The sequence below is a fragment of the Puniceicoccaceae bacterium genome (assembly GCA_040224245.1).
In the GTDB taxonomy this organism is placed as follows: Bacteria; Verrucomicrobiota; Verrucomicrobiia; order Opitutales; family JAFGAQ01; genus JAKSBQ01.
Genome location: JBEGIR010000006.1, coordinates 1 through 25601, shown reverse-complemented (window position 1 = coordinate 25601; position 25601 = coordinate 1). Strand labels below are relative to the sequence as shown.

The window sequence follows — 25601 nt, the reverse complement described above, 5'->3', positions numbered from 1 at the left end:
GCCAAATGGTCATAGAACGATCAGTCTGTCGTATGACGTTTAAAAACCCCTTTGTGATAGACGATGTATTTGATGAAAAAAACCAGAATCGTTGCGATGGAGATGGAGATGAAATAGGCTTCATGGAAGAAGCGAGTGAACAGGAGGACAAGAAGGTAATCGATTAGCAGAAAAAGTGAGATCGCAACACAGTAGCGCATTGCGGAGTTCAGTAAATGACTGTTGTTCTCTCTAAAAACGAACGTATAGTTGATGAAGAAGTTGAATGCGGAGACCAGAATGAGGGTCAACGGGTAGGAATATTGGATCGGAATATCGCTCAGCAGGTTCGTGATCAGCAATTTCAATGCGAGGGAAACTAACCCTCCGATACCAAAGAGGAAAACTCGTTTGAGCAGTGCCAGCATTGTGTTGAGATCCCTATCGTCTTCGCGAGTAGCTGATCATTGCATCAGCTATGAATCCGTTAAGCATCAATTGAAAAGATGCTAGAAAGATCAGTCCTGCCCCAATGCCCAAATGCCCCTGTTGAGTGTAGTCGATACCGAGCTTGATCCCAGATAGAAGCATCAGGAACAGACTGATTGGCAGGAATACATGCAAGGGTTTAAAGTAGGTGAGCATCCGTGCGATTAATACCAGAAAGCTGATGAAATCCAATACACTGATCTTACTCTTGCCCATGCGCTTCGCGTAGGGAATCGGAATGAATTCGACATCCCGGTCATCATTCATCGCTGCTACGGTGATTGTGGTTGTGAGGGAAAATCCGTTGGGATAAAGATGATAGTACTCCATGCCCAGCTCTTTCTTAAACAGACGCATTCCTGAGTTGAGATCAGGGATGGATTTTCCAGTAACACGGCTTGCGAGAAACTTGAGGATACCTTTGGCGATGCGTTTAGTCAGTGGTACCGCTCCTTGTTCGGGAATGCGAAGGCCAATCAGCATTTCGTTTTCATCCGCTCGACTCAGGAATTGACCCACGTCGCGATTCGGATACGTGCCATCTGCATCCGTGATCAAGATCCAATCTCCCTGTGCATGCAACATCCCTTCCTTGATCGCTCCGCCATACCCCCGATTGGTTCGGTAGCGAATGAGACAGCAGCGATCTTGCGTCGCAATGGATTGGTAGTCGAATGCAGGATCACTCCCATCGTTCACAACGATGATTTCAAATGCGTCGTGGTTTGCAGCGGCGAAGCCTTGCTTTAACTCGCGGATGGTGTTGTGCACCACTTCGAGTGGTTCGTTGTAGACGGGAATGATACAGCTGACTTGGGAGTTCATGCATACTCGGAGGGTTTCGGGAGTATTCTGACCGAAAGTGAAACATGGCAAACTCAAAAAACGAGTCGTTGGAAAATCGGAGCTTTGCTATAAGTGTGTAGCATCTGCAACCAATGGTGTTGGTCGGTCAGTACGCGCCCTGTGGGAGTGGTGCACCAGATGTTCAGAGATACTTCAAGTCAGATCACATTGGCGACGGTCAGCATGGTCAGGGTGACTTTGATGAGACCAAAAACAACGACAATGAGGATGATCCAGAAAAGGGGTTTTTGAGTCAGGTTTTTCATGATGGGGAATGATGTTGGGGTTAACCTAACTGCATTCCGGTTTGCCTCAAGTCGACAGGGAAAAGAATGGGTGCAGGAACATCGGAGCAAGGATGTTGTCACGGAAGAGTTTGGCAGAGATCATTGGAATCCCTTGCGGGACTCCAGTGCATTGCGCAGGGTCGTGACATCTGCATAGGGAATATCCCCTCCACTGGGCAGACCGAAACCAATGCGCGAGACGGTCAGGTCCGAGTCCTGCAGCCATTGCTCCTGGATATAGTGACAGGTCGCCTCGCCTTCGATGTCGTTGGGCAGGGCAAAGAGCACCTCCCGAATGGTGCCTTCGGCAAAGCGTGGTTCGAGGCTTGCGAGGTTGAGGTGTTCGGGACCGATGCCCTTGATGGGGGACAGTTTACCGTTGAGCACGTGGTAGCGACCGCGCCAGGCACCGGATTTTTCAAGTGCGAGCAGATCCGAAACGGACTCCACGATGCAGAGTTGGCCGGATTCCCGAGCGGGGTCACTGCAAATGTCGCAGATGTTGTGTTCTGACAAATTGCCGCAGATGTCGCAGCGCCGGATCTTCTGTTCTGCCAACTTGAGAGATTCCACCAACATGGGGATTTTCTCCCGGCGCTCTGCAAGCAAGTGAATGGCGATGCGCTCAGCCGAGCGATTTCCCAGTCCGGGCAGTTTTTTGATGGCCTGAATCAGGCTCTCAAGCGCGCTTGCCACGGGTGTTATGCGATGTGACAGAAAGTCATTTGGGATCAGAACAGCCCCGGCATGGACATGCCGCCGGAGAGTTCGCTCATGGCTTCCTCATAGGTTGCCTTGGCCTTCTGGTTTGCCTCCTGCAGTGCTGCCAGTAGGGTTTCTTCGACAAACTCCGCATCCTCCTTGAGGAATTCGGGGTCGAGCTTGAGGCTTTTGAGTTCACTCTGTCCGGTGATGACGATTTTGATCGCACCACCACCGCTGGTGACCTCCAGTTCCTTCTGCGCAAGTTCTTCCTGCAGTGCTTCCATCTTCTTCTGCATCTTCTGCGCTTGTTTAAGCAATTTTCCAACTCCTGCCATAATGGGCAAGGTTTGCGAATTTCATGCGGAGAATCGAGCAAAATCCCATGCAAAAAGAACGGAAATGAGCAATGCTGCAACGTGTTGGAACGAGTGCCCGAGTCCACTGGCTCGAAAATTTGTATGAGAAGAATTCCGCACCGCAGTGCTGGGGCGAATGAAATCCATCCTGTAATCCTGTTCGCTCGCCCGCATGCAAGAGGGGGTAAAACATACGGCACCAAGCAGTTTGCCTGTGGGGAAGGACGCGACGAATCTAGAGAAGATCAACGGGTTTCCGGTGTCGCGATCCTGCATTTGTGAACAAAGATGTCATCAATTTCGGAGATTTGCAGGAAACCTGCTTATGCTCGGGAGTCTCTTTCGAAAATTGCTGACCATGTCTTTTGAATTTTCTCCCATTGATCACGTTTGGGTTCTTTTGTGTGCGGGGTTGGTCTTCTTGATGCAAGCTGGGTTTTTGTGTCTGGAGACGGGCGTCACTCGCACCAAGAACAGCATCAACGTTGCGGTTAAAAATATCTCGGATTTTGGGGTCTCGGTTTTTGTGTTCTGGATGCTCGGTTTTGGGTTGATGTTTGGACCTACCCTGGGCGGTGGAATCGGTGGATCTCTGTTTTTCCCTGATTTTACTCAGAGCGATCCGTGGTTGGGGACCTTTTTTATTTTTCAGGCAACATTCTGTGGTACGGCTGTCACGATTGTTTCGGGTGCGGTTGCCGAACGCATGCGGTTTTCCGTTTACCTGTGGTTGACTCTTTTTGTGGCGCTAGTGATTTACCCGATGTTTGGCCATTGGGCGTGGGGAGGTGCCTTGGTTGGAGAACCCGGCTGGCTGGCAAAGCTGGGGTTCATTGATTTTGCGGGGTCGACAGTGGTCCACAGTGTCGGGGGATGGGTTGCCTTGGTCGCAATTGCCATGATCGGCCCTCGTCAGGGGCGATTTCTTGAAGATGGCAAACCCCGAGCGATTCATGGACAAAACCTTCCGTTGGCGATTCTGGGGAGCCTACTGCTGTGTTTTGGATGGATCGGGTTCAACGGAGGTAGCGCACTGGAGATGAATGGCAGCGTCCCCCACATCTTGGCCAATACTTTTCTTGGAGGGATTACCGGTTTACTGAGCATGATGTTTGTGGGTTGGAAATGGGATGGATATACCAACCCGACCTATCCGATGAACGGATTGATCGCAGGCCTGGTTTCGATCACGGCAAGCTGCCACATGATTGCCAGTTGGCAGGCCGTTGTCATCGGAGGCGTTGCGGGCTTGATTGCGTTTGCCTTGGAAAAGGCGCTGTTACGGGTCAAATTTGACGACGTTGTCGGTGCTTTTCCGGTTCATGCGGGCGCAGGTGTTTGGGGAACCCTGGCGGTTGGATTTTTTGGGGATTTGTCACTGGTGGAGAATGCAAACACACGCTTGGAACAAATTGGGATTCAGGGCTTGGGAGTTGTGGTTTGTTTTCTGGTTGTAGTCATCCCGACTTTTCTTTTTCTCAAGTTCCTCAGCCTGTGGGGCGGGCTTCGCGTGGATTTCAAATCGGAACATGACGGTTTGAACGTCAGCGAACACAACGCGACAACCGAATACCTTGATCTGCTCAGGGACATGGAGGAACAAGCCACTTCTTCGGACCTTAACAAGCGTGTAAGGGTTGAGCCATTTACAGAAGTGGGGCAAATCGCATCGAAGTACAATGAGGTTCTGCAAAGTCTTCAGGTGACGATTGCCCGGGATGAGATGATTGTTAGAGATACACGGGACGCAATCGTGAGCTGCCGGGAGGACGGACGAATCTTGAGCGTGAATCCGGGGGCGGAGATGATGTTTGAACTTACTGAAGCAGAGTTGCTTCGCAGGAATGTGCTGGAATTCCTCGAATGCCCCTCGCAGAGCGAATTATTGAAAAGGCTGGCTATGGATTCCGGAATCACCCTTTCCGCGCATCTGGTGAGTCACCGAAAAAATCGTTTGTATGTTGAGATTGAGGGTAGCACCCGCCTTGTCTCGCACCATGTGGTGATCACGCTGCATATCCGAAACGTGACTGAGACGCTGAATTACCGCAAGGAGCTGACTGCCGCCAAAGAAAAGGCTGAGGCTGCCCGGGATGAGTTGCAGCTAAAAGTAAATGAAGTCGAAGCTTTTAATAAGATCGCTGTGGACCGCGAACTCAGGATGATCGAATTGAAGAAAAAGATCAACCAGCTCTGTGCTGAACTCGGACGAGAGCCTCCCTATTTGAATGGTCAGCATGGGGAAGTTGCGAAGCAAGGGTCTGAGAAGTGAAATGCCTGCTGGAGTGACAGTGCTTGCTTCCATGCTTCGGCGATTGCGATCAAAATGCTTTTCTCCCAAAGGTTTTCGTCGTCGAAAACGGGAGCGAAACGATTTGAATCCAGAACTGGAATACCTGAATGCGGTGCTTCGAAATGAACTTGAAGCTTCGCAGCGTGAAAATGCATTGCTCAGAACTCAGCTGCTGGACTCTCGTGTGAAATGCAGTGCGGCAGAAGACCAGGCGCAGGAATATTTGAGTCGCCTGGGGCAACAATCGGAGATGCGACAGGCGATGTTCAATATTCTCGATGATGCACACTTTGCGAGAAAACAGGCTGAAAACATGAGCCGGGTGAAGGGGGAGTTCCTCGCAAACATGAGTCACGAGATTCGAACTCCCCTGAACGGTATTTTGGGAATGATTGAATTGCTGCTGGGGACCGATCTCGACATCGAGCAACGGGAACTGGCGGGCACTGCGTTTGCGTCCTCCGAAGCCCTTTTGGGGATCGTCAACGATATTCTCGATTTTTCAAAGCTCGAGGCGGGCGCAGTCGAACTGGATCTCCACGATTTTGATTTATTGAAGTTGCTGGATCAGGTCGTCGCAACTTTTTCACCCAAAGCGGTTGAAAAATCGCTTGGCTTGCACTGCAGCGTTGGGCTGGATGTTCCAACCCTGTTGATTGGCGATTCTTTCCGCATTCGCCAGGTGATTTCCAACCTGCTGAACAACTCGATTCGGTTCACCGAATCCGGCTCCATCGATATTGATGTGAGTTTGATCGCCAAGGATGATGAGAATGTGGTCATTAAGTTTGCGATCACTGACAGTGGAATCGGGATCCCCAAAGACAAACAGCCACAGCTTTTTAAGGCATTTTCCCAGGTCGATGGCTCCACTACCCGAAAATTTGGTGGAACTGGTTTGGGTCTGGCAATCAGCAAAAATCTGGTGGGTGCGATGTCGGGTGAGATCGGTTTTGAGAGTGAAGTGGGTCAAGGCTCAACCTTCAGTTTTGAACTCCCGCTTCGCAAGCAGGAGAAGGGCAGCTTTATGGCATTCAGCATGCCCCGGGAACTGATGGATCTGGATATCTGGGTGGTTGAGGATGATGAAAAACTGCGTGAGAACCTTGGACAACACTTGAAAAGCTGGGGCTGTATTCATGTCAGGTCGATGAGTTCTCTTGCGTTCAGAACCCTGTGTGACGCTCAGACTGAGCAGCAACCACCTGAGATCATTTTAGCGGATTCCGGCATTAAGGGAGAACACAAGCGCTACTTCATTGAAGAAATTCCCGATCATTTTTCCAAATGGAAGGGCCGGTTGCTGGGCATGTGCAACTATGGTGAAGAAAGTGAATGGAAAAAGAGACTCGGATCATCGGTAGACGGCATGATATCCGTTCCCATTCGACAGGAGGTATTGCTCAACCGGCTCAAGGAAGTGCGCGATTCGATGTCTTGTGCGAAGGGACTCGAACTCCCTGCCGCTCAAAAAACTCCTCACATTGAGGGACAAACGGGTGGGGCACGGATCAAGGTGCTGGTCGCTGAAGACAATCGCGTGAATCAAAAAGTGGTGACGCGCATACTCCAAAAAATTGGCTGTGAAGTCCTATGCGTTGAGAATGGATTGCTCGCGGTTGAAGCGCTGTGTGGAGATAATCCCCATGGGTTTGATCTTGTGATCATGGATTATCAAATGCCAGTGATGAATGGTTTTGCGGCTGCCCAACAGATCCGCAAGCTCCAGGGGGAGGTTTCCCAAATCCCGATCATCGCCTTGACCGCCAATGCGGTGCAGTTCAACCGTGAACAAGCTGCCGCATGCGGGATGCAGGATTGTTTATTCAAACCTGTGAAATTCGATGTGCTTCGAGAGGTCGTTCTGCGCGCATTCAATTCATCTATGATGGACTCCTGATCCCTGTGAAAAGAGCAAATGGAAGTTGAAGGCGGGTGCTTGAACCCATACACGTCACAACCCTACAGGGTGGCAAACACCCATGTGGTCTTGGGATGGCCCCACACGATTCGCCTACGCGACCGTGTTCAGCAGGGTTCCGACAGTTTCGTCCATGACCTTGAGCACCTTGGCATTGGCTTCGAACGAGTATTGTGCACCCATCAATTCGACAAAAGAACGTGGATCGAGTTCGCCGTCGGCGATGCGAATTGAAGCATCATTGGCTTTCCCAAGGGCGCGTTTCATCCCGTTCAGCGGGATTTCCATGCGCTGCTGGTAGGTTTGGGCATTGCCAGTGTAGGTCGAAATCGGACTCATGTGCTGGTTCAAATATCGGCCCGTTGCAGGCACGGTTGAATCGCTTTTACCTGCTTCTTACAGCAATTTTCTGAATTCAGGACGCTCTGTTCGGGTGAAGCTTGCGAAAACACTTTACGTGAAGAGGTGGAAATTCATCATGAGCGGTTTATATTGCATCCCACATGAGCACCTACGAACGCATCGAATCTTCCGAAGAATCCTGGATGGACAACGTTGACAGTTGGACCATCCGCGATTCCGAATCGCTCTACGGCATCAAGCGATGGGGACAGGGCCTTTTTTCTGTCGATGAAGATGGATACCTGCTTGCGCATCCGGCGGGCGATGATCGTTCCATCCGTATCAGTGATCTGATCGGTGAAACGAAGGCCCCAGTGCTCATCCGTTTTCACGATACCCTGCGTCGCCAGGCCCATCGGCTCAAGCGAGCCTTCGCCAAGGCGATTCGGGAAGAGGAATACCGCGGCTCCTATTTTGCCGCTTTTCCACTCAAGGTGAACCCCTACAAGGAAGTGCTGCGCACGCTGTTCAGCGATTGGGATGAACACGATCACCCGATGAGTTTTGAGGTGGGCAGCAAGCCGGAGTTGCTGATTGCGCTGAGCCTGCACCGGGGCAAGCGATTCATTCTTTGCAACGGGTTCAAGGACAGGGGTTACATCGATCTTGCCATTCGTGCATCCAAGCTCGGCAAGCCGGTCTTCCTGATTGTTGAGCGCCTGTCTGAGATGAAATACATCGTCGAGCAGTCCAAGGTGCATGGACACATGCCGATGCTGGGGGTTCGTGTGAAACTCTACAGTTATGGCGAGGGAAAGTGGGCGTCCTCGTCCGGTGAGAACTCCAAGTTTGGCCTCAATACCATGGAGGTGATGAAGCTCTGTACTCTGCTCAAGAAGGAGGGCATGAGCGAACAGCTCAAACTGCTGCACTTTCACACAGGCTCTCAGATCCCCGATATCCGCACCATCAAGCGTGCACTGGTGGAGGCTTCGCAGATCTATTGCCAGCTCAGCTTCATGGGCTTCCCGATGGGATACATGGACGTCGGAGGTGGATTGGCGATCGATTACGATGGCAGCCGGACGCGGGAGTGGAGTTCGATGAACTACACCATGGAGCAGTACGCTCGTGACGTGGTCTTCAACATCAAGGAGATTTGTGATCATCACAAAGTGAAGGAGCCGAACATTCTGTCTGAGAGTGGACGGGCAATTGCGGGTCCACATGCGTTCCTGATCTTTGAGGCGATGTCGAGTGTATCCAAGTCGCTGGAGCTGCTGCACGGGTTCGTCAGCCACTCGTCCCCGCGTATCATTCGCGACATGCAGGAGATACTCGACAACTCTGCAAGCTACAACCGTCTGGAGCGTCTCTACGACGCGCGACAGAAACGGGAAGAAGCATTTGCGCTCTTCAACCTCGGTTACCTCGATCTTGAGACCCGTGCGGCGGTGGAGTCCCTGTTCTGGCGCATCTGCATGGATATTCATGGCACGCTCGACGAGAGCAAGTTCACACCAGAGGAACTCTGGTCCCTGGACCGGTCTCTCTGCGAGCAGTTCATTTGCAACTTTTCCATCTTCCAGTCCCTGCCCGATCACTGGGCATTGGACCAACGCTTCCCCATCGTTCCCCTGCAGCGGCTGGATGAGGAACCCACGGTGAATGCCCGTATCGTGGACATCACCTGTGACAGCGATGGCGAGATCAAGGACTATCTCGGCGATGATGAGCACAACCAGACCATGCTGCTCCACAAGCAAAAGGAGGGGAAACCCTACTACATTGGCGTGGCTTTTACCGGGGCCTATCAGGATGTGTTGAACACCTCCCACAACCTCTTTGACCGGACCAACGAGATGCAGGTGTGGCTCGATGATGAAGACGAAAAAGGTTTCCGGGCGATGGCAAACAACGATGCGTCCAGCGTGCATGACGTCCTGCGTAATGCACAGTTTGAAAGTGCGGAATTGGTCGACCTCATGAACCAGTCATTGGATTCTTTCGAATCCCTCGACCGTGAACTGCGTTCCGCTTTCATCGAGGAATACCAGCGCCAGATTAAGCAGACGACCTATCTTGAACCTTCCTGATCGCAGGGCGTTTGCTCCCGTTCAGGCGCTCTCTTGACCTCTTCACTTACCGTGGCAGGATTCCTTCGTAGGTCGCCGCATCCAGCTCCCGGATGAGGGTTTCGGCAAGCTTGCAAGTGGCGGCATAATCGTCGAGATCGATCATGCTCTGGTGGCTGTGAATGTAGCGTGCGGGAACTCCGAGCACGAGGGTTGGAATGCCGTGTGCGGCAAGGTGATATCGTCCCGCATTCGTTCCTCCCGAGCGACGTACCGCCAGCTGAAACGGGATTGCGTGTTGCTCAGCAATGCAGATCGCCCAGTCCACAAGGCGGGAGTTTGCGAGATGAGTCGGGTCGTAACAGCGAATTTGAACTCCTTTACCTAGAACTCCTTGGGATGTTGGGTTCAGCATGCCCGGTGCATCGTCGGCGGGAGTTCCTTCAAGCACGATCATCAAATCGACCGGGTGGGATGCGCTGAGCACCGTTGCGCCTCGAAGCCCGCCTTCTTCCTGTACGGCGCCGATAAACGAAAGGTTTGCGTTCAGGTTGCGGGTGCGCTGTGCGGTCTCGATGCAAACGGCGCAGCCCACGCGGTTGTCAAAGGCCTTTCCGATCAGGCGTTTGGGATGCCGGGTCGCTTGCACCTGAACATCCGGACAAACGGGTGAACCCGGACGAATGCCCCATTCGCGCACCGTGGCCTCCGAATCTGCTCCGATATCAATGAAGAGATCCTCCATGCCCGGCGAAGCGGAACCCTCTTTCTGAAAATGGGGTGGCAGACTGCCGAAGGTTCCGGGAATTTTGCCTTTGCTCCCCATCACGACCACCCGCTGAGCGGGCAGTGTGGCTACCGACCAGCCGCCAAGACCTAAAATCCTTAGGTATCCGTCGGGCGTGATGCTTTGCACCATGAAGCCGACTTCATCCATGTGCGCATCGATTCCGATGTGGGGTCGTCCGGAATGCACCCTGCGCAGCAGGAAGTTGCCGATGCGGTCCACCGTAATCGCTCCCGAACCCTCGAGTTCGCGACGGAAAATGGCGCGAACTTCATCTTCGCTCCCGGGAACGGCGTGCGCGTTGGAAAGTTGAGTCAGCAATTCAATGGATTTGCTCATGATCGTTGCAGGATTCTTGCATCCAGCCGCATCGCTGACAAGTCGCAAGTGGGGAAAGCGTGTGGAGCTGGCAGTTCCTGGAATCCGTGCATTTGCATCGGTCGGCATTGTGCTTAAGAATGCACTGACCCGTCCGAATACCATAAATACCCTGCATCATGAGTGAATCCCAACCCATTTGTCATACCATCCTCGCCGTTGATGATGCCCCTACCAATTTATCCGTTCTGGTGGACCACCTCTCCAGCGATACCTGCCGTGTCCTGACTGCCGAGAGTGCTAAAAGTGCGCTCAACCGTTTGGATCACGTTGTCCCCGATCTCATTCTGCTGGATGTGATGATGCCAGAAATGGACGGATTTGCCCTGTGTCGACAGCTCAAGCGTCATCCGGTATTTAAGGACATTCCAGTGATTTTTCTCACGGCGAAGAGTGAGGGTGAGGACGTGGTACAGGGGTTTGAGTCCGGTGGAGTTGACTACGTGACCAAGCCCTTTCGCAAGGCCGAGCTGAACATGCGCATTCGCACTCACCTTGAGCTGAAACTCGCCCGCCAGAAGATCCGGGATTACGTGCACACCCTTGAGGACCGCAATCATCGTCTTTCCGAAATGCTGGATGAAAAGAACGAGTTCATTGGTGTCGCAACCCACGATTTGAAGAATCCGTTGTCCGTGTTGACCCTCGCTATGGATCTGTTTCGCATCAAAACCCGCGGTCATGCGATACCAGAGATTAATCCCCTGCTCGAGCAAATCGATCAGACGGTCAAACGCATGAGTGCACTGGTTACCCAATTGCTTGAAATCAATCGCCTTGAGGTCGGGCGGTTTGAGATGAATCTGGTGGATAGCGTGCTGGGGCCGCTTTGCAGTGAGATCGTCGAACAGAATCGTCTGTTGGCAGCGCGGAAATCCATCCGTATCGAATTTGAGGAGCACAGTGAATCACCTGTGGTGGGTCGGGTTGATGGCGGAGGGTTTTGCCAGATGGTGGACAATTTGCTCTCCAATGCTGTCAAATACTCCCCTCCAGGAACGCAGATCCGCTGTCGACTTGAGATTGTGGGTACTCGGGAGACGTTGCCGGATCTGATCTTGATCGACCGGAAGATTCGCTTTGTGGTCGAGGATGAGGGACCGGGCATCGTGAAGGAGGAGTATGCCAAGGTTTTCCAGAAATTTGCCCGCACCTCCAACATGCCGACTGACGGGGAAAGCGCTTCGGGGTTGGGGCTTTCGATTGCGAAGCGGCTCGCACGAGAGATGAAGGGAGACATCGGTTTTGTATCGCAGCCGGGCAAGGGGTCGGTGTTTTATTTCGAATTGCCCTATCGCAGCCAAAGTTAGCGTGGGGCATTGTCAGGCTGGATCGTTGCCATGCATGCGAATCCGTTGCATACCGTAAACCTTCACTTTTGCCTTTGCCCTTCCAGAATGAAAACCCCAACCCACCCAGGGTGGAGACAGGTTTCGCACCGCTCTTGTCCAGAATCGACACCCCCGGGTCACATGTCGCTGGCGTGAAGTGAGGGTTTCGTTGGATCGGAAACAGTTTGCATTCAGGAATTTAGCAGACTTGGAATTCCATTTAGATTTTGACTTCGATGGGGGGCTGGGCCTATACATGTCGATCAGCGCACTCTTAGTATCGACAAAGCAGCAATTGTGTTTGGTTTATTCTCCAAAGATATCGGTATCGACCTGGGCACTGCCAACACCCTCATTTATGTGAAAGACAAAGGGATTGTGGTGCGCGAACCGAGTGTGGTTGCGATTGATGTCTTCACGCGGAAGGTGCATCAGGTAGGAGAAGAGGCCAAGCGCATGCTGGGCCGAACCCCGGGAAACCTGCGTGCCGTGCGTCCTCTCAAGGATGGCGTCATTTCGGATTTTGAGGCCTGCGAAGAAATGCTGCGACGCTTCATCCGCAAGGTCGACAGTCGCTACAGTCTGGGTGGACCTCGCGTGGTGATTGCCGTGCCTTCGGGTATCACCAAAGTCGAGCGTCGCGCGGTCGAGGAAAGTGCTTACAATGCGGGCGCACGCAGTGTTATCCTGCTTGAGGAACCTTTTGTGGCAGCGATCGGTGTGGGGCTTCCCATCGAGGAGGCGGCGGCTAACATGATCGTGGATGTCGGTGGAGGGACCACCGAAATCGCAATTATTTCCCTCTCGGGAATCGTGCTGAAAAAAAGCATTCGCGTCGGTGGCGATGAGATGGATGATGCCATCATCAACTACCTCAAGCAGGCTTACACGCTCAATATCGGGCATCGCACGGCAGAGGAGATCAAGATCCGGATCGGCTCCGCCTATCGGCTTGACCGGGAACTGAAAATGGAGGTGCGGGGACAGGATTCGGTAGCGGGTTTGCCCAAGATGATTCGTGTCACCTCACAGGAGATTCGAGAGGCACTCTCCTCCACCGTGCAGGAAATTGCATCCATGATTCGCAAAGCACTCGAAACCTGTCCACCTGAACTTTCCTCAGATCTCGTGGATCGCGGGTTTTTCATGGCGGGAGGGGGTGCATTGTTGCGCGGGATTGACGCGTATCTGAGTGAGGCAACAGGGCTTCCGGTGTTGGTAGCGGAGGATCCGCTCACTGCAGTTGCGAATGGTGCAGGCATCGCGCTTGAAAATGTGGAGTTGTTGCTTGAGTACAAAAAAGCAACAGAGAACATGATGTAACTGCAATTGCTGGCATGAATCTGGGACGGCTCAGCCCGATCCGTGTCATTTCCCCGTTCAATCCATCATGAAATCCCAGTCCTTCGCCAAAAAACACCGAGCGTCATACTGGGCATTGCTGGCATTGCTCGCCTGGATCTTGGCACCCGTGTTTGTAAAATCCATCCTCTACCACGGTATGGAATTGTTTCATGCTCCCGCACTGACAGTCGCAGGCACAGTAGGGGAATTGCAGGACTACGCGGCACTGCGGCTTCATTCCAAAAATCGACTCATCGACGCGAATCGCCGCTTGTCACGGGAGCTGGCGCGCGCACGACTGGAGCAGGGACAAAGCCATGCCACCCGGCACTATCTGAATCGTCTCGAACGCCTGTTGTCACTCGAACCCGTTGTCGATTTTCGGTCAGAATATGCCCGCATTGTGCGGCGCGAAGTTTCGGCCTGGTTTGAAGGATTTGTTCTGGATAAGGGGCATCGGCATGGTGTGACACCCGGTCTTGCAGTTGTATCCGGGGACGGACTCGTGGGGCGAGTGAGTGAAGTCAGCGAGGGTCATTGCCGAGTGTTGCTGGTGAGCAGTCCGTCCTTTCGCGTGACAGTGCATACCGCCAACGATGTTCGACCGATTGCGTTTACCGGAGCCGGACAGCGTGCATGGGATTCACTCGAAGGAAAAGTGCAACACGTTCCACAGGATGTGGTTGCGGATGCGCAGCAGCGTCGGCCTCTGTACACCTCCGGATTGGGGGATGGCTTGCCGGAGGGACTGTATTTGGGAGACCTCGTATCGGTGGAACCTGAAATGGAAGGGCTTTTCCAGCGCGGCGAAGTACAGCTGCCGGAATCCCTGCGTTCGTTGCGGGAGGTTGCGATTCTTATCCCGTTGGAACAGCGGAACTAGCAGGATTGTTGACATGTTATTCACAAGCTCTCGAACCTTGACTATTGGCGCGTATTTTTGTAGCAGTTGAGTATGAAATTGGATGATCTGCGCTCCTGGTTGATAGAAAATGAAGTGGAGGACAGCTGGTGGATCTCCGTCGATGGAGATGTCCGAAACGACACCGCTACTCTGGACGAGGCAGCCGCGATCAAAACCGAAAACCCCGAATCTGAGGTCATGGTTCTGCCGGTGAGCTATACTGCAGAGGAAGATCCACCTTGGCAGGAACTCGAAATCGATGGACATGAGGGCGACGATGAGCTGATTGGTGCACCTCCGGGGGAAAAGGAACCCGAGAGTGCTGCGGCCTCTGATTCTCTCAACACTGCTGTGGAGGCATTCTTGAATGGAGACCCGGATGCGCTCACCGACAGCGAGCGGGAAGCTGAAGCGATAGCGAAGGCGTCGCAATCCTCCGATGCGGCCTCTGGGGATGCTCAGAGTGAGCCTGAATCTGCGCCGGAAGCAGATTCGGAAGTGCCCGATGTTGCTGCGGAAGACCGCAGTGATGCACTGCCATCCGAGAGTGATGCCGATGAGACAATTGCGATCACGGAGGAGGATTCCGATCAACCTGCAGCGGACGAGTTGCGTGATTCGGTTGAGCAGGCATCTGCACCGGAGTCGGAGTCATCCGTTAGCGGTGATACTTCTGCGGATGCTGTTATGGAAGCGGAAGCTCAGGCTGATAACGAAGAAACCGGGTCGGAGGAGGAAGTCCTTGGTTCAGAGCCTGAGTCTGTTTCCGATCCAGTTGAACCCGAACCGCTTTCCGAACTCGACTCTGGCGAATCCGATACCGAAGTAGAATCACCGACGGAGGCCGAGTCCGAAGGGGAGGTCGATGCACCAGCTGCCCTTTCGCAGGATGTGCCTGACGAATCTGCGGTTTCGGAGGAAGTCGTGTTGGCGGGAAGTGTAACCGATGAAATTGCAGACGAGGTGGATTTGCATACCGAACTGCCCGGCCAGGCTGGCAGCGCTTCACAGGATGAATTTCAGTCTTGGGTGGATCAGCGCATTGAGGCAAGGATGCAGCGTTTCCGGTCTGAGTTGCACGATGCCAATCCGTCCGTGCATGATGACGTGATCGAGTCCATTCTGAAGCGTGCGGAAATGACCGCGCGCACGGTGGCAGAACAGGTTGCGAATGACCTGCAGGATCGTTTTGGCGAAGGGGCTTCGGGTGAACTTTCCGGTCGCTTCACTGACGATGTGCTCGAACTGATGCTTCGCAACAGCATCGACAGCATGACGAGGGAAGTGGTGCAGAAGAATGCCCGCGAAATTGCCGAACCCAAAGCGCGGGAGGTGGCAGAGACGATTGCCCGTAAGGTGGCCCACCCGGTGGCCTCACTGGCGGCGGAGTCTGTTGCCAACGAAATCGCCCGCATTTCTGCCAAGAAAGCAGCTGAGGAAACCGCCCGCGAGGTGGCAATGGGGGCTGCTGAGCGCTGGGCAGAACGCACGGCCCGTGAGGTGGCAGAATCCCGTCTGCGTGAGTTGGCTTCCCAAATTGCCAGCGATGTTGCAGACAAGGTCGCGCGGGAGGTTTCACATCAGGTTGCGACCGAAAAGGCGGAGATTGAAGCGGCCAAGACCGCCAAGGTCGTCAGCCAGGAAGTCGCGACACAGGTGGCGCGCAGCACGGCGATCAAAAACGCCATTGAAGTTTCTGAGGAAGTATCGCGCAAGCACGCCATACAGGTGGTGGGTGAGGTCGCCAGCCGCATTGCGCGGGAGGTCGCAGATGAAACCGCGCGTACCATCGCAAGTGACACTGCAACCACAACCATCGAAGCAATCGCGCGGGAGACCGGACAGAAGGAGGCTTATCTCAAGGCCGGGCCTGCTGCCATCCGTGTAGCAGAAACCGTTGCGGAAATTGTTTCAAAGGAGACAGCGCGGGATGTGGCGGAGCGCATCGCCTATCGCAAGGCCGAAGAGGTTGCGGAAAGTACTGCGGTCCCGATTGCGCGGGAGATGGCAGTGCAGCACGCCAAAGAATTTGCCGAGCAGCATGCACGCGAGCAAGCGGGCAGCATCGCCCGTGAAGTTGCGCGTGAGGTTGCCGAGCGCAGTGCCGCACAGGTCACGCGGGAGGTAGCGACGGAGATCACCCGTATCATTGCAAAACCGATTGCAGAAGAGGTGGTGTCTGAGGCCGCACGAAACAGCGCGGGCGAACTCGCCCGTGAGCTGACACCAGAGCTTGCTCGTGAGGCGGTTGAGCAGGTAGCCCGCGAGGTTGCAGAGTCCGAATCCCTTCAGGTGATTCGCTCCGTGGCGGACGAGGTTGCCAATCGTGTGGCGCACGAGGCTGCAGTGGAAACTGCCAATGCCATTGCTGCGGAGGTCAGCGAACGCATTGCCTCGGATATTGCAGCCGGGGTGGCGCGAACGGTTGCCGAGCGTGTTGCCGAGCAGCGGGCGAACGATGTGGCGCAGGAAACTGCGGTCGAACAGGCACGCCAGACCGCACAGCATGTTGCCGAGCAGCAGGCCAATTCTGTTGCCAGCGATGTCGCAAGGCAGTTGGCTTCTGAGATTGCAGCCCCAATCGCACGGGAGGTGAGCGACTCTGTTGCTCGTGAGGTTGCCGGAACAATGGCGCGTGAAACAGTTCCCGGTGTGGTGCAGTCCGAGGTCCGTCAAACTGTTGCTTCGCTCGTGCCTGAGGTGGCACGGGAGAAAACTCAGGCCGAGGTCGAGGCGGTTGCCCGCCCAATCATCGAACAATTGGCCGAACCGCTCTTGCGGGAGTTGACGACACAGTCGGTGCAATCGTTTGCCCCAGAGGCGCTGGAGCGTCATCTGAGAGAACATGCGGAGGCGTTTGTGCGACAAAATGCCGATGCCGTTGCGCGTCCGGTCCTCGAATCCATCGCAAGTGGAATGGGCGCGGATTTGGTTGCGGAACTGGCCCGCGAACTGGGTGAACGCCAGGCGCAGGAAACCGCGCGGCAAATTGCCACGGAGGTGAGCGATCCCATTGCGCGTGCCGTGAGTGAACAGGTGGCTCGTGAACTTACAGAGACCCTGGTACGGGAAAGTGTACCGTTTATCGCTTCTCAGCATGCCGAACAGGTGGTTCAATCGGTTGCGGAACCGATCGCGACTCAAATTGCCAAGGAAACAGCGCAAACCACAGGTGAGCGCATCGCCAGGGAAGTTGCCGAGCAGGTCGCTCGCGAATCCGCAGCTTCGGTTGCGCCTGCAGTCTGCGCTGAATTTGCTGAGGATACCGCCCGAGAGATTGCACACTCCCAAGCCCCCGGCATGGTCAGGCAGGTGGCGGAGCAATATACGCGCGAGCAGGTGCAGTTGTTGCTCGATCATCGCTTTGCGGAGCTGCTGCGTGAAGTATCCGAACCCCAGATTCGAAAGCTTGTCGAGCGCGAGGGTCGAAACGTGATCAGCGACCGCTCCCGCGAGGTGGCGGAATCTGTTGCGCGCGAGGTCGCCGGAGAAATTGCACGGGAGCAGACTGAGCGCATCGTCGCAGAGACCGCCCGCGAGGTAACAACTGAATTGAGCCGGGCAAAGGCCGAAGATGTCGCCCAGCGTGTTGCGGAAGACGTGACCGCTGACATCGCTGCAGATCAGGCCATGCGCGTGGCGCAGTCCGTGGCTGAAAAAATTGCAGGGGACGTGGCTCGCAGCACTTCTGAGCAGATCGCCAACTCGATCGCCAGCCAGATTGCTGAGAGTGCAGCCCAGTCGGTCAGTACGGCGACTGCGGAGCGCGTTGCCCGCGAGATTGCAGAGCAAGTTGCTCCTGGTATTGTCGAACGTGTTGCACAGACTGTTGCCCGTGAGGTGTCCAGCGAGGCTGCACGCGAGCGCGCAGACGGAATTGCTGAGCAGTTGACCAAGGATGTGTTGTCGGATCTGATCCGTGAGCGCGCGTTGGCCGTGATTGAAGGTGAGTCTTCAGATCTCATTCGTGAGACCATTCGCGAGAATGCGGTTCCGGTGATCAGTCAAATGACCAGTCGTGTGTTGCCGGATATGGTTCGCGATATTGCAGGGGAGGAGACCCGGCGTGTCGCTGCCGAGCATGCGGAGCGCATTGCGGCCAGCGTGGCCCGTCAGTCGGCAAAGGAAATCAGCGAGACCACCGCCCGGCAAGCGGCTCGCGAGTATTCCCAGCAGATTGCTGCGCCCACCGCGCGCGAGGTTTCCCGTGAAGTTGCAAATCAGATCGCAGAGGATGTGGTGCAGCGTGTCATGGAGGCGAAGGTCAATGATCGCATTGATGCGTATTTTGCGTCTCTGGACGCGCGCATCGAATCGATGTTGAATGCACGGAGCCAAAATGGCAGCGGCTGAAACAGGTTTGGCAGCTTTGCGGGCATGGTGCAGTCAATACACGGTGTGGACTTGCCCTCTTGCGCATCCATAGACAGGCATTGATTCATGGGGAAGCTTCGACATGGCCTGACCTACGCGGTCATTTATGGGCTGATCTGGTTCACTGCCTCACAGATCAATGCTTTTGCCAGTTATGTGGCGCTCTATGTGCCCGTCTGGTGGGTTTTTGTGTTTTTTCCGGCCATGCAGCATTCCCGAAGAGCGGGATTGCTGATCACGTTGCTGTCAGGACTTTTTTTCGAATCCCAATACGTACCGCTGCGTGGCATTATGCTGCCAGTCATGCTGGGGATGTTTGCCCTGTTGTTGTATTGGCGCAGCCGATCACCGGACTCCGGGAATCGCGTTCCTTATGTTTTGGCTTCACTGACTCACTGGATGTTGGTCCTATTTCCGTCCCTGCTGCTCTGGTATTTTGAACGCATCCCTGCCTCTGAAGGATTTTGGAATCGCGTGCTGATCGAGGGCGTCTGCGGACAGTTCCTGCTGCTGTTATTGCTGCCGCTGTTGTCGCTGCTGTGGTTCCGAATGGAGGGGTACCGCACGGGTGAAGACCTTTCGGGCACGGTATCCTGAGCGTCCCGGTGCGTCGAACTCCTTCCTGTCGCCGAATTCGGGAGTATTCGGACGCGTTTGCCTTCCTGTAGCCGAATTCGGAAGAATTCGGATGCGTTTGTGTGGCAAGTGTGCTTGAACACGCAGGATGTCCATGTTCTCCCGAACAGGGCAACGTGTTGCGTGGAGTCGTCCCAGAATCAGGTGGGACGTTTCCCCGGATCAGTTTTCGCTGTAGTGGCGTTTGAGACTTTCCACGACGGACGGATCGGCGAGCGTGGTGACATTGCCCAGTGCTCGGCCTTCGGCGATATCGCGCAGCAGTCGGCGCATGATCTTGCCGGAGCGCGTCTTTGGCAGGTCAGCTGCGAAAATAATGCGCTCGGGTACTGCAAATTTGCCAATGTCCTGAATCACCAGATCGTTCAACTCCCGTTCGATGGCTTCGTTGGGGTCGACGCCCGACTTCAGTGTGACAAACGCAACCAGGCACTGACCCTTGATCTCGTGGGGTGTTCCGATGACGGCGGCTTCCACCACATTGGAGTGACCGACAAAAATGCTTTCGAGTTCGGCGGTACCAATGCGGTGACCCGATACGTTGACGACATCGTCCACTCGACCTAGAATCCATAGGTATCCATCGGCATCTCGACGGGCGCCATCCCCTGGGAAATAGTATTTTCCATCCCATTTGCACCAGTAGGTATCGCGGTAGCGCTGCTCATCTCCCCAGATCCCGCGCATGATGCCTGGCCAGGAGTTTTTGATGCACAGCAAGCCAGCATTTACCGTATTGCCGTCGTCGTCAACGATGTCCGCATCGACCCCAAATACCGGAAAAGAGGCACTCCCCGGCTTGGTTGGGGTGGCTCCCGGGATGGGTGAAATCATGATGCCGCCGGTTTCGGTCTGCCACCAGGTATCGACGATGGGACAGCGGCTTGCGCCGATGACTTCATGGTACCACATCCACGCCTCAGGATTGATGGGTTCACCGACTGAACCGAGCAGACGCAAGCTCGAGAGGTCATATTTACGGGGCCAGGACTCGCCCCATTTCATGAATGCACGGATCGCGGTGGGTGCGGTGTAGAAAATGGTCACGGCATATTTTTCGATGATATCCCAGAAACGACCGGGATCTGGCCAGTTGGGAGCACCCTCATACATGACAACGGTGGCACCGTTGAGCAGCGGACCGTAAAGGATGTAGGAATGTCCGGTGATCCAGCCGATGTCTGCAGAGCACCAGTAGACATCCTCTGCCCGCAGGTCAAAGACGGTGCGCATGGTGTGAAATGCGTAGGTCATGTATCCACCCGTGGTGTGAATGATGCCCTTGGGTTTCCCTGTGGTGCCACTGGTGTAGAGCAAAAACAGCACATCCTCTGCATCCATTGCTTCGGGTTCACAATGAATGGGTTGCTCCTGGATGATGCGATGGTACCACTTGTCACGTCCCTCCTTGACGCGGCAGGGGAAGGGATCGCCATGTCCTCGTTTGACGATGATCACGTCGGTTACTGAATCGCAGTCGGCGATGGCCTCGTCCACAATGGATTTGAGGTTGAGGATTTGACCGCGACGCCACCCCCCGTCAGCGGTGATCACCAGCTTGGCACCGCAGTCGATGACGCGATCCCGAATGGAGTTGGACGAAAACCCCGCAAAGATCACCGTATGAATGATGCCCAGCTTTGCGCAGGCCAGCGTGGTAATGGCCAGCTCAGGAATCATTGGCAGGTAGATTGCCGCGCGGTCCCCTTTTTTCAGACCAAGCTTTTTCAATGCATTCGCACAGCGATTGACCTCACGATAGAGATCCCAGTAGGTCAGCACGCGCGCGTCTCCTTCACCTGGCTCTCCTTCCCAGATGATGGCGGCTTTGTTGTGATTTCCCAGTTTGACCTGGCGGTCCACACAGTTGTAGGCAACATTGGTGGTTCCACCTTCAAACCATTTGAAAAAAGGCTTTTCGCTCTCATTGATCACCTGTTTCCAGGGAGTGAACCAGTGCAACTCCCGCGCAATGGCATCCCAGTAGGATTCCGGATTTGCCAGACTGCGCTGATATTCGCTCTGGTAGGCCTCCATATTTGCATGCCGCGCAGAAGCGCTGAACTCGGGTGCAGGCGGAAACACTCTCGCCTCGTGGGAGATGGACTCAAAACTGGATTCAGTCATGGGGATGGGGTGGGTTTTTCAGAAATAAAGAGACTTCGGAACCACCCCGAAGGGACGACTACTGTTGTGATGGCACCCCTTCGGAACGGAACCAAGTGCACTGTTGAGTGCATGCGGATGCGCCCGAAAATCAAATGCTTATGCCCTCGGGCCGGGGGATTAGTTGATTCGTTAAGTGAGGGAGTGTGTTGTATGAGCAAAGCTTATCCGTTGACCCTCGACGGGGAAGTGCTTGAATCGCTGATAATGCTCAAGCGAATCGCAGTTTTATGTCTGCTTTACCCATCCCTGTGCTTCCTCTGGGTCTCCTGCACTCCGACCGGACCGGACTCCTTCATTGAAGTGGACAGTGCCGAGTACCAGGCGGCGAAGCAGAAGATGCGTGAAGGCGATGTGGAGGCCGCATTGGAACTGTTTCATCGCGTGATTGACAAATACCCGTATGCGCCTGAGTCCCATTTGGAAACCGGAGTGATCTACCTGCGCTATGAGGATGAACCCGTGCTCGCCATCTATCATTTCCACCGGTATCTGGAATTGAATCCGGACAGCCGCGAGGCCCCCTTGGTACAGGAGCTGATCGTGAGCGCCAAAAAACAATTTGCCACTTCACTGCCCGGAAATCCTTTCAAGGATGCTGTCAGCCGCATGGAATTACTCGAAACCATTGCCGCGCTCAAGCGCCAGGTGGAAACGCTGAATGCGGAAATGCTTGAGCTGCAGCGCACCAATACCAGCCTGCGTGAGCGCTTGAGCGGAACCCAGGATACCATGCGCGAGATTCTCAGCAGTCCGGCAACCCCGGCTGCGCAGTCCGAACCCAGCACGACTGCGGACGCAGCCGACGCTGTCGAAACCCGGGAACTGGTCGTGGATTCCCAGACGCGACAGGCTGCGCAGCAGCAGCTGCCACAGACGGATGCACGAGACGGCATTCCGGAGAGCTATGAGGTGCGTCCGGGGGATTCCCTCTATGCGATCAGCCTGCGGTTTTATGGCAGCTCGGACTACATTCAGGCGATCTTTCAGGCCAATCGCAGCGTGCTCCACAGTGTCAATGACCTTCGCCCTGGGCAAGTGCTTCGACTTCCTGATCGCTGATGCGCTATTTCGACCACAATGCGACCACCCCGCTCTGTGAGGCTGCAAGAGATGCCTGGCTCGACGCCAGCCGCATGCACTGGGCAAATGCATCTGCCAGCTATCGCATGGCTGCGCAGGTTCGTGCCGTCCTGAGCCGTGCCCGTGAACGCATGGCGGAGTGCCTGGCAGTGAAACCGGACAGCCTGGTCTTTTGCTCGGGTGCGACCGAGGCCTGCAACCTATGGCTACGCTCCACCTTGGAACAGCTCGCTCCGGAGCAGTGCCTGCTGGTTTCGGAACTGGAACATTCCTGCGTGGTCGAACCTGCTACCACCCTTGTACCTGAGCGCATTCGCTGGTTTCGCCCTTCCTCGCGTACCGACCTCATCGAGCAGCTCGAAGCGCTCACTGCGACTCATGCCCACATTGCAGGAGTGGTGATGATGGCGGCCAATAATGTGACAGGGGAAGTTTTTGATTGGCACCGGGCAGCGACCTGGTGCAGGGAACGTGGGCTTGCTTACTTCTGTGATGCGACTCAATTCCTTGGTAAATTGCCACTGTCGGGCTGGAGCGATGTGCATGCCTTTTGCGGAAGTGCACACAAATTCGGTGGTCCCAAAGGAGTCGGATTTCTCAAGCAATCCGGTCGCTTCGGTCGAATCTGCGGACAACTGGGCGGAGGACAGGAAGCGGGCATCCGTGCGGGAACCGAGGATGTGCCGGGCATTCTCGCCATGCAGGCTGCGCTGGAAGTGCACACGGAGTGGGCCAGTGATGTCTCTGCCATCCGGCAGCGAATCCTTTGGCGGCAGCAGTTTCAGGATGCTCTGGCCAAGGCGATCCCGGGGGTTCGCTTTCTGATTCCGGTGGAATCGTCGCTCTGGAACACCGTGAGTGTTATTCTTCCGCAGGATGATGCGACTCGCTGGATCGAAGGACTCGACCGTTTGGGCGTTGCGGCTGCGGCGGGTTCGGCCTGTTCCACAGGCAATGCCAGCGTATCCCGTGTGCTGCTCGCCATGGGGGTGGACGAAGCAGAGGCCAGGAGACACCTGCGGTTCAGCGCTGGCTGGCAGACCACAGAGCAGGACTGGCAGGAGCTGTTGCGTGCCCTGACACAACTTTGGAGAGAGGGCGATGAGCATCGGAGGCAGGGCGGAAGCCGCGTGATCTCGATCGATGATCTGTGATGGGTGAGCCATGAACATTTCCCACATCAGTCTCGAACACTACCGCAATATTGCACTGGCCCGTCTGGAATTTGACGTGAACCGTCCGACCTTTCTGCTCGGGTCCAATGGGCAGGGTAAGTCCAACCTGCTTGAGGCACTCTCCCTGCTCACGGCTGTGCGTTCTTTTCGCACTCATGAACTTGGACCACTCATCATGAATCGGAAACGCCAGGCGCGTGTGATTTACGAAGTTCATTCCGAGCGGGATTCGGTTCCGGTGCAGGTCGAATTGCAGCTCAGTTCCCGAACGCGCAACGTGCGCCTTGATGAAACTCCGGTTGAGCGCATGGCCGATTTTGTCGGACAATTTCCGAGCGTGGTGTTTGCTTCAGATGACACCCAACTGATCAAACTCAGTCCACAGGCCCGTCGCCGGTTCTTCGATCTCCTTTTTTCGGTGCTCGACAGGGAATACCTCCGCGGACTGCAGGCCTATCATCGCACATTAAAGGAGCGCAACCATTCGCTGAAGTCTGGAATGGATCGAACGGTTGTCGTCGCCTTTGATCGCATACTCGCCAAATGGGGTTTTTTCCTCATGACCCGTCGTCGCGAGTGGATGCAGCGCTTTGCCCCGTGCTTCGAGCGAAACTATGCCACACTTGCGGACAGTGAGGCTGGTGAAGTGAGCTATCGACCCTCGTTGGAACTCGATTCGGAAGAACGGTATCTCGAGCGTCTGGCAAGTGGCTTTGAGCGGGATCGAGTGACCGGGTCGACGCAGATCGGACCGCATCGTGATGATTACTCTTTTGAGGTGCAGGAATTTGGCGCGAAAACTCATGGATCCGATGGGCAACAGCGCAGTGTTGCGCTGGCACTCAAGTTGGCTCAGATCGAAATCATTGAGACGGTGCTGGCGCGCAAGCCAGTGATCCTGCTCGATGACATTCTGGGTGAACTCGATGATGCGCGTAAAGAACGGTTCTGGAGTATTTTTGCGCGGGGTTGTCAGGTATTTGCCAGTGGCACGAGCCTGCCCCGACACCCGTCGGACCTCGATTGGCAGGTCATGCACGTGGAGGCGGGTACCTTTGCATTGCGCGACTGATTTTTCGGAACCACCCCTTGCCTCCGGTGCGCTGCAACCGTGCATTGCAATTTCGCCTGCATGCGTGCATGAATGCTGCCATGGACTATCGCGATCAATTTGCCGGAACGGATCAGGGGCCAACGGGTGGCATTCTGAAGGACCTACCGTCCCCCTATCAACCGCATGCGAACGGGCTGCTGCATCTGCCGCGCTTTCTCGCCAAAATTCGCAAACATCTCAATGGCGAACTGCCAAAGAGCTATCAGCGCAATTTCACCAAGGGCTTTGACCGCTTCCTGTGCCTGCATCTCGGCGTGGAACCGGATCAGGTGATCGAACTCGTTCGCAGCTGCACGGATGCCGAAGAGCTGGACCGTGAGTTGGCGAAGTGCTTGCCCGATGACCTGCGTGTACATGTGTGGAATCGCAAGATGGTGCAGATGGGCATGAGCGAAATGGGGCGGGAGAAGGTGAATGAAGTCAAGGCCGAGATGGGCGTCGCCGACCGGGAGGATCTGCTCAGTTTTGCGGATCTGATCGACTATGACGAGGGCAGGATTGATTAGGATTTCCCTTCGTCTGCATCCTGAATGCTTCTTGTCCGTCGTGCTGATGCGCCGAGAGAGCATCCGGAAGTATCAGCAAGTATCACCAGCTGTAGCCGAATTCGGAAGAATTCGGAAGCGTTGGAGTGGCAGGGTGCTGCGAACGTGCACGAGGTCCGAATTCTATCCCGACGCATCGGGATTACGGAGGGAAGAAGGAACGCGACTACGGAAGAAGGAACGCGGGTATGGAGGACTCAGAGGGAAAATCCGGAATCATTGGCAAATGTCGTACCAATGCGTCGGGGACGCATTCGAAAGCATTGGCCGTAGGCGAATTCGGAAGAATTCGGAAGCGTTGGAGTGGCAAGGTGCTGCGAACGTGCACGAGGTCCGAATTCTCTCCCGACGCATCGGGACTACGGAGGGAAGAAGGAACGCGGCTACGGAAGAAGGAACGCGGGTATGGAGGACTCAGAGGGAAAATCCGGAATCATTGGCAAATGTCGTACCAATGCGTCGGGGACGCAT

General features: G+C 54.9%; 20 protein-coding genes. 13 read left to right on the top strand and 7 right to left on the bottom strand.

The genetic code is table 11. The features are described 5' to 3' along the window. Window positions 1-20: 20 nt before the first annotated feature. The 4 genes from ABQ298_01055 to ABQ298_01040 form a co-directional block, all read right to left on the bottom strand. Window positions 21-407, bottom strand: a complete 387-nt coding sequence (locus ABQ298_01055; GenBank protein ID MEQ9822956.1) for a GtrA family protein — start codon at window positions 405-407, stop codon at window positions 21-23. Window positions 408-420: 13 nt separating this feature from the next. Beyond that, entirely contained in the window at window positions 421-1293 is an 873-nt protein-coding gene (locus ABQ298_01050; GenBank protein MEQ9822955.1) for a glycosyltransferase family 2 protein, read from the bottom strand. A gap of 407 nt (window positions 1294-1700) precedes the next feature. After that, window positions 1701-2297: a recombination mediator RecR gene (gene recR / locus ABQ298_01045; protein ID MEQ9822954.1), complete on the bottom strand. Its 597-nt coding sequence runs from the start codon at window positions 2295-2297 to the stop codon at window positions 1701-1703. A 35-nt stretch (window positions 2298-2332) separates the two neighbouring features. After that, window positions 2333-2641: a YbaB/EbfC family nucleoid-associated protein gene (locus ABQ298_01040; protein MEQ9822953.1), complete on the bottom strand. Its 309-nt coding sequence runs from the start codon at window positions 2639-2641 to the stop codon at window positions 2333-2335. A 193-nt stretch (window positions 2642-2834) separates the two neighbouring features. Here ABQ298_01040 and amt point away from each other — a divergent pair, with 193 nt between their 5' ends. Beyond that, window positions 2835-4934 carry an ammonium transporter gene (gene amt, locus ABQ298_01035; GenBank protein ID MEQ9822952.1) on the top strand — a complete coding sequence of 700 codons (2100 nt, stop codon included), beginning with the start codon at window positions 2835-2837 and terminating at the stop codon, window positions 4932-4934. A gap of 103 nt (window positions 4935-5037) precedes the next feature. Then, window positions 5038-6855, top strand: a complete 1818-nt coding sequence (locus ABQ298_01030; protein MEQ9822951.1) for an ATP-binding protein — start codon at window positions 5038-5040, stop codon at window positions 6853-6855. Window positions 6856-6969: 114 nt separating this feature from the next. On the opposite strand, the gene ABQ298_01025 is transcribed toward ABQ298_01030, so the two are convergent. Further along, the gene (locus ABQ298_01025; GenBank protein MEQ9822950.1) at window positions 6970-7215 is read right to left on the bottom strand and encodes a flagellar basal body rod C-terminal domain-containing protein; all 246 of its coding nucleotides are present in this window, start codon (window positions 7213-7215) and stop codon (window positions 6970-6972) included. A 164-nt stretch (window positions 7216-7379) separates the two neighbouring features. Here ABQ298_01025 and speA point away from each other — a divergent pair, with 164 nt between their 5' ends. Next, window positions 7380-9314, top strand: coding sequence for a biosynthetic arginine decarboxylase (gene speA / locus ABQ298_01020; GenBank protein ID MEQ9822949.1), 1935 nt, complete (start codon window positions 7380-7382; stop codon window positions 9312-9314). A gap of 46 nt (window positions 9315-9360) precedes the next feature. Here the strand turns inward: speA and ABQ298_01015 are convergent, their stop codons facing one another. Beyond that, the gene (locus ABQ298_01015) at window positions 9361-10419 is read right to left on the bottom strand and encodes a M20/M25/M40 family metallo-hydrolase (protein ID MEQ9822948.1); all 1059 of its coding nucleotides are present in this window, start codon (window positions 10417-10419) and stop codon (window positions 9361-9363) included. Here ABQ298_01015 and ABQ298_01010 point away from each other — a divergent pair. The 6 genes from ABQ298_01010 (at window position 10418) to ABQ298_00985 (ending at window position 19008) form a co-directional block, all read left to right on the top strand. Continuing rightward, a complete protein-coding gene (locus tag ABQ298_01010) occupies window positions 10418-10585 on the top strand; it encodes a hypothetical protein (protein MEQ9822947.1) in 168 nt (55 codons plus the stop codon). The two genes, ABQ298_01015 and ABQ298_01010, sit on opposite strands and share 2 nt — an antisense overlap. Beyond that, the gene (locus ABQ298_01005; protein ID MEQ9822946.1) at window positions 10578-11768 is read left to right on the top strand and encodes a hybrid sensor histidine kinase/response regulator; all 1191 of its coding nucleotides are present in this window, start codon (window positions 10578-10580) and stop codon (window positions 11766-11768) included. Before ABQ298_01010 ends, ABQ298_01005 begins: the two co-directional genes overlap by 8 nt. A gap of 318 nt (window positions 11769-12086) precedes the next feature. Beyond that, window positions 12087-13112, top strand: a complete 1026-nt coding sequence (locus ABQ298_01000) for a rod shape-determining protein (GenBank protein ID MEQ9822945.1) — start codon at window positions 12087-12089, stop codon at window positions 13110-13112. 67 nt (window positions 13113-13179) lie between these two features. Next, on the top strand, window positions 13180-14016 hold the full coding sequence (gene mreC / locus ABQ298_00995; GenBank protein ID MEQ9822944.1) for a rod shape-determining protein MreC: 837 nt from the start codon (window positions 13180-13182) through the stop codon (window positions 14014-14016). 72 nt (window positions 14017-14088) lie between these two features. Continuing rightward, on the top strand, window positions 14089-18390 hold the full coding sequence (locus tag ABQ298_00990; GenBank protein ID MEQ9822943.1) for a hypothetical protein: 4302 nt from the start codon (window positions 14089-14091) through the stop codon (window positions 18388-18390). An 87-nt stretch (window positions 18391-18477) separates the two neighbouring features. Further along, window positions 18478-19008: a hypothetical protein gene (locus tag ABQ298_00985; GenBank protein MEQ9822942.1), complete on the top strand. Its 531-nt coding sequence runs from the start codon at window positions 18478-18480 to the stop codon at window positions 19006-19008. A 201-nt stretch (window positions 19009-19209) separates the two neighbouring features. On the opposite strand, the gene acs is transcribed toward ABQ298_00985, so the two are convergent. Beyond that, window positions 19210-21174 carry an acetate--CoA ligase gene (gene acs / locus ABQ298_00980; GenBank protein MEQ9822941.1) on the bottom strand — a complete coding sequence of 655 codons (1965 nt, stop codon included), beginning with the start codon at window positions 21172-21174 and terminating at the stop codon, window positions 19210-19212. A gap of 192 nt (window positions 21175-21366) precedes the next feature. Here acs and ABQ298_00975 point away from each other — a divergent pair, with 192 nt between their 5' ends. The 4 genes from ABQ298_00975 (at window position 21367) to ABQ298_00960 (ending at window position 25091) form a co-directional block, all read left to right on the top strand. Beyond that, a complete protein-coding gene (locus ABQ298_00975) occupies window positions 21367-22275 on the top strand; it encodes a LysM peptidoglycan-binding domain-containing protein (GenBank protein ID MEQ9822940.1) in 909 nt (302 codons plus the stop codon). Beyond that, entirely contained in the window at window positions 22275-23450 is a 1176-nt protein-coding gene (locus ABQ298_00970) for an aminotransferase class V-fold PLP-dependent enzyme (protein MEQ9822939.1), read from the top strand. Before ABQ298_00975 ends, ABQ298_00970 begins: the two co-directional genes overlap by 1 nt. A 10-nt stretch (window positions 23451-23460) precedes the next feature. After that, window positions 23461-24543 (top strand): DNA replication and repair protein RecF, encoded by a 1083-nt coding sequence (gene recF / locus ABQ298_00965; GenBank protein ID MEQ9822938.1) that lies wholly within the window; start codon window positions 23461-23463, stop codon window positions 24541-24543. 68 nt (window positions 24544-24611) lie between these two features. Next, window positions 24612-25091: a DUF5069 domain-containing protein gene (locus tag ABQ298_00960; GenBank protein MEQ9822937.1), complete on the top strand. Its 480-nt coding sequence runs from the start codon at window positions 24612-24614 to the stop codon at window positions 25089-25091. Window positions 25092-25601 lie beyond the last annotated feature (510 nt).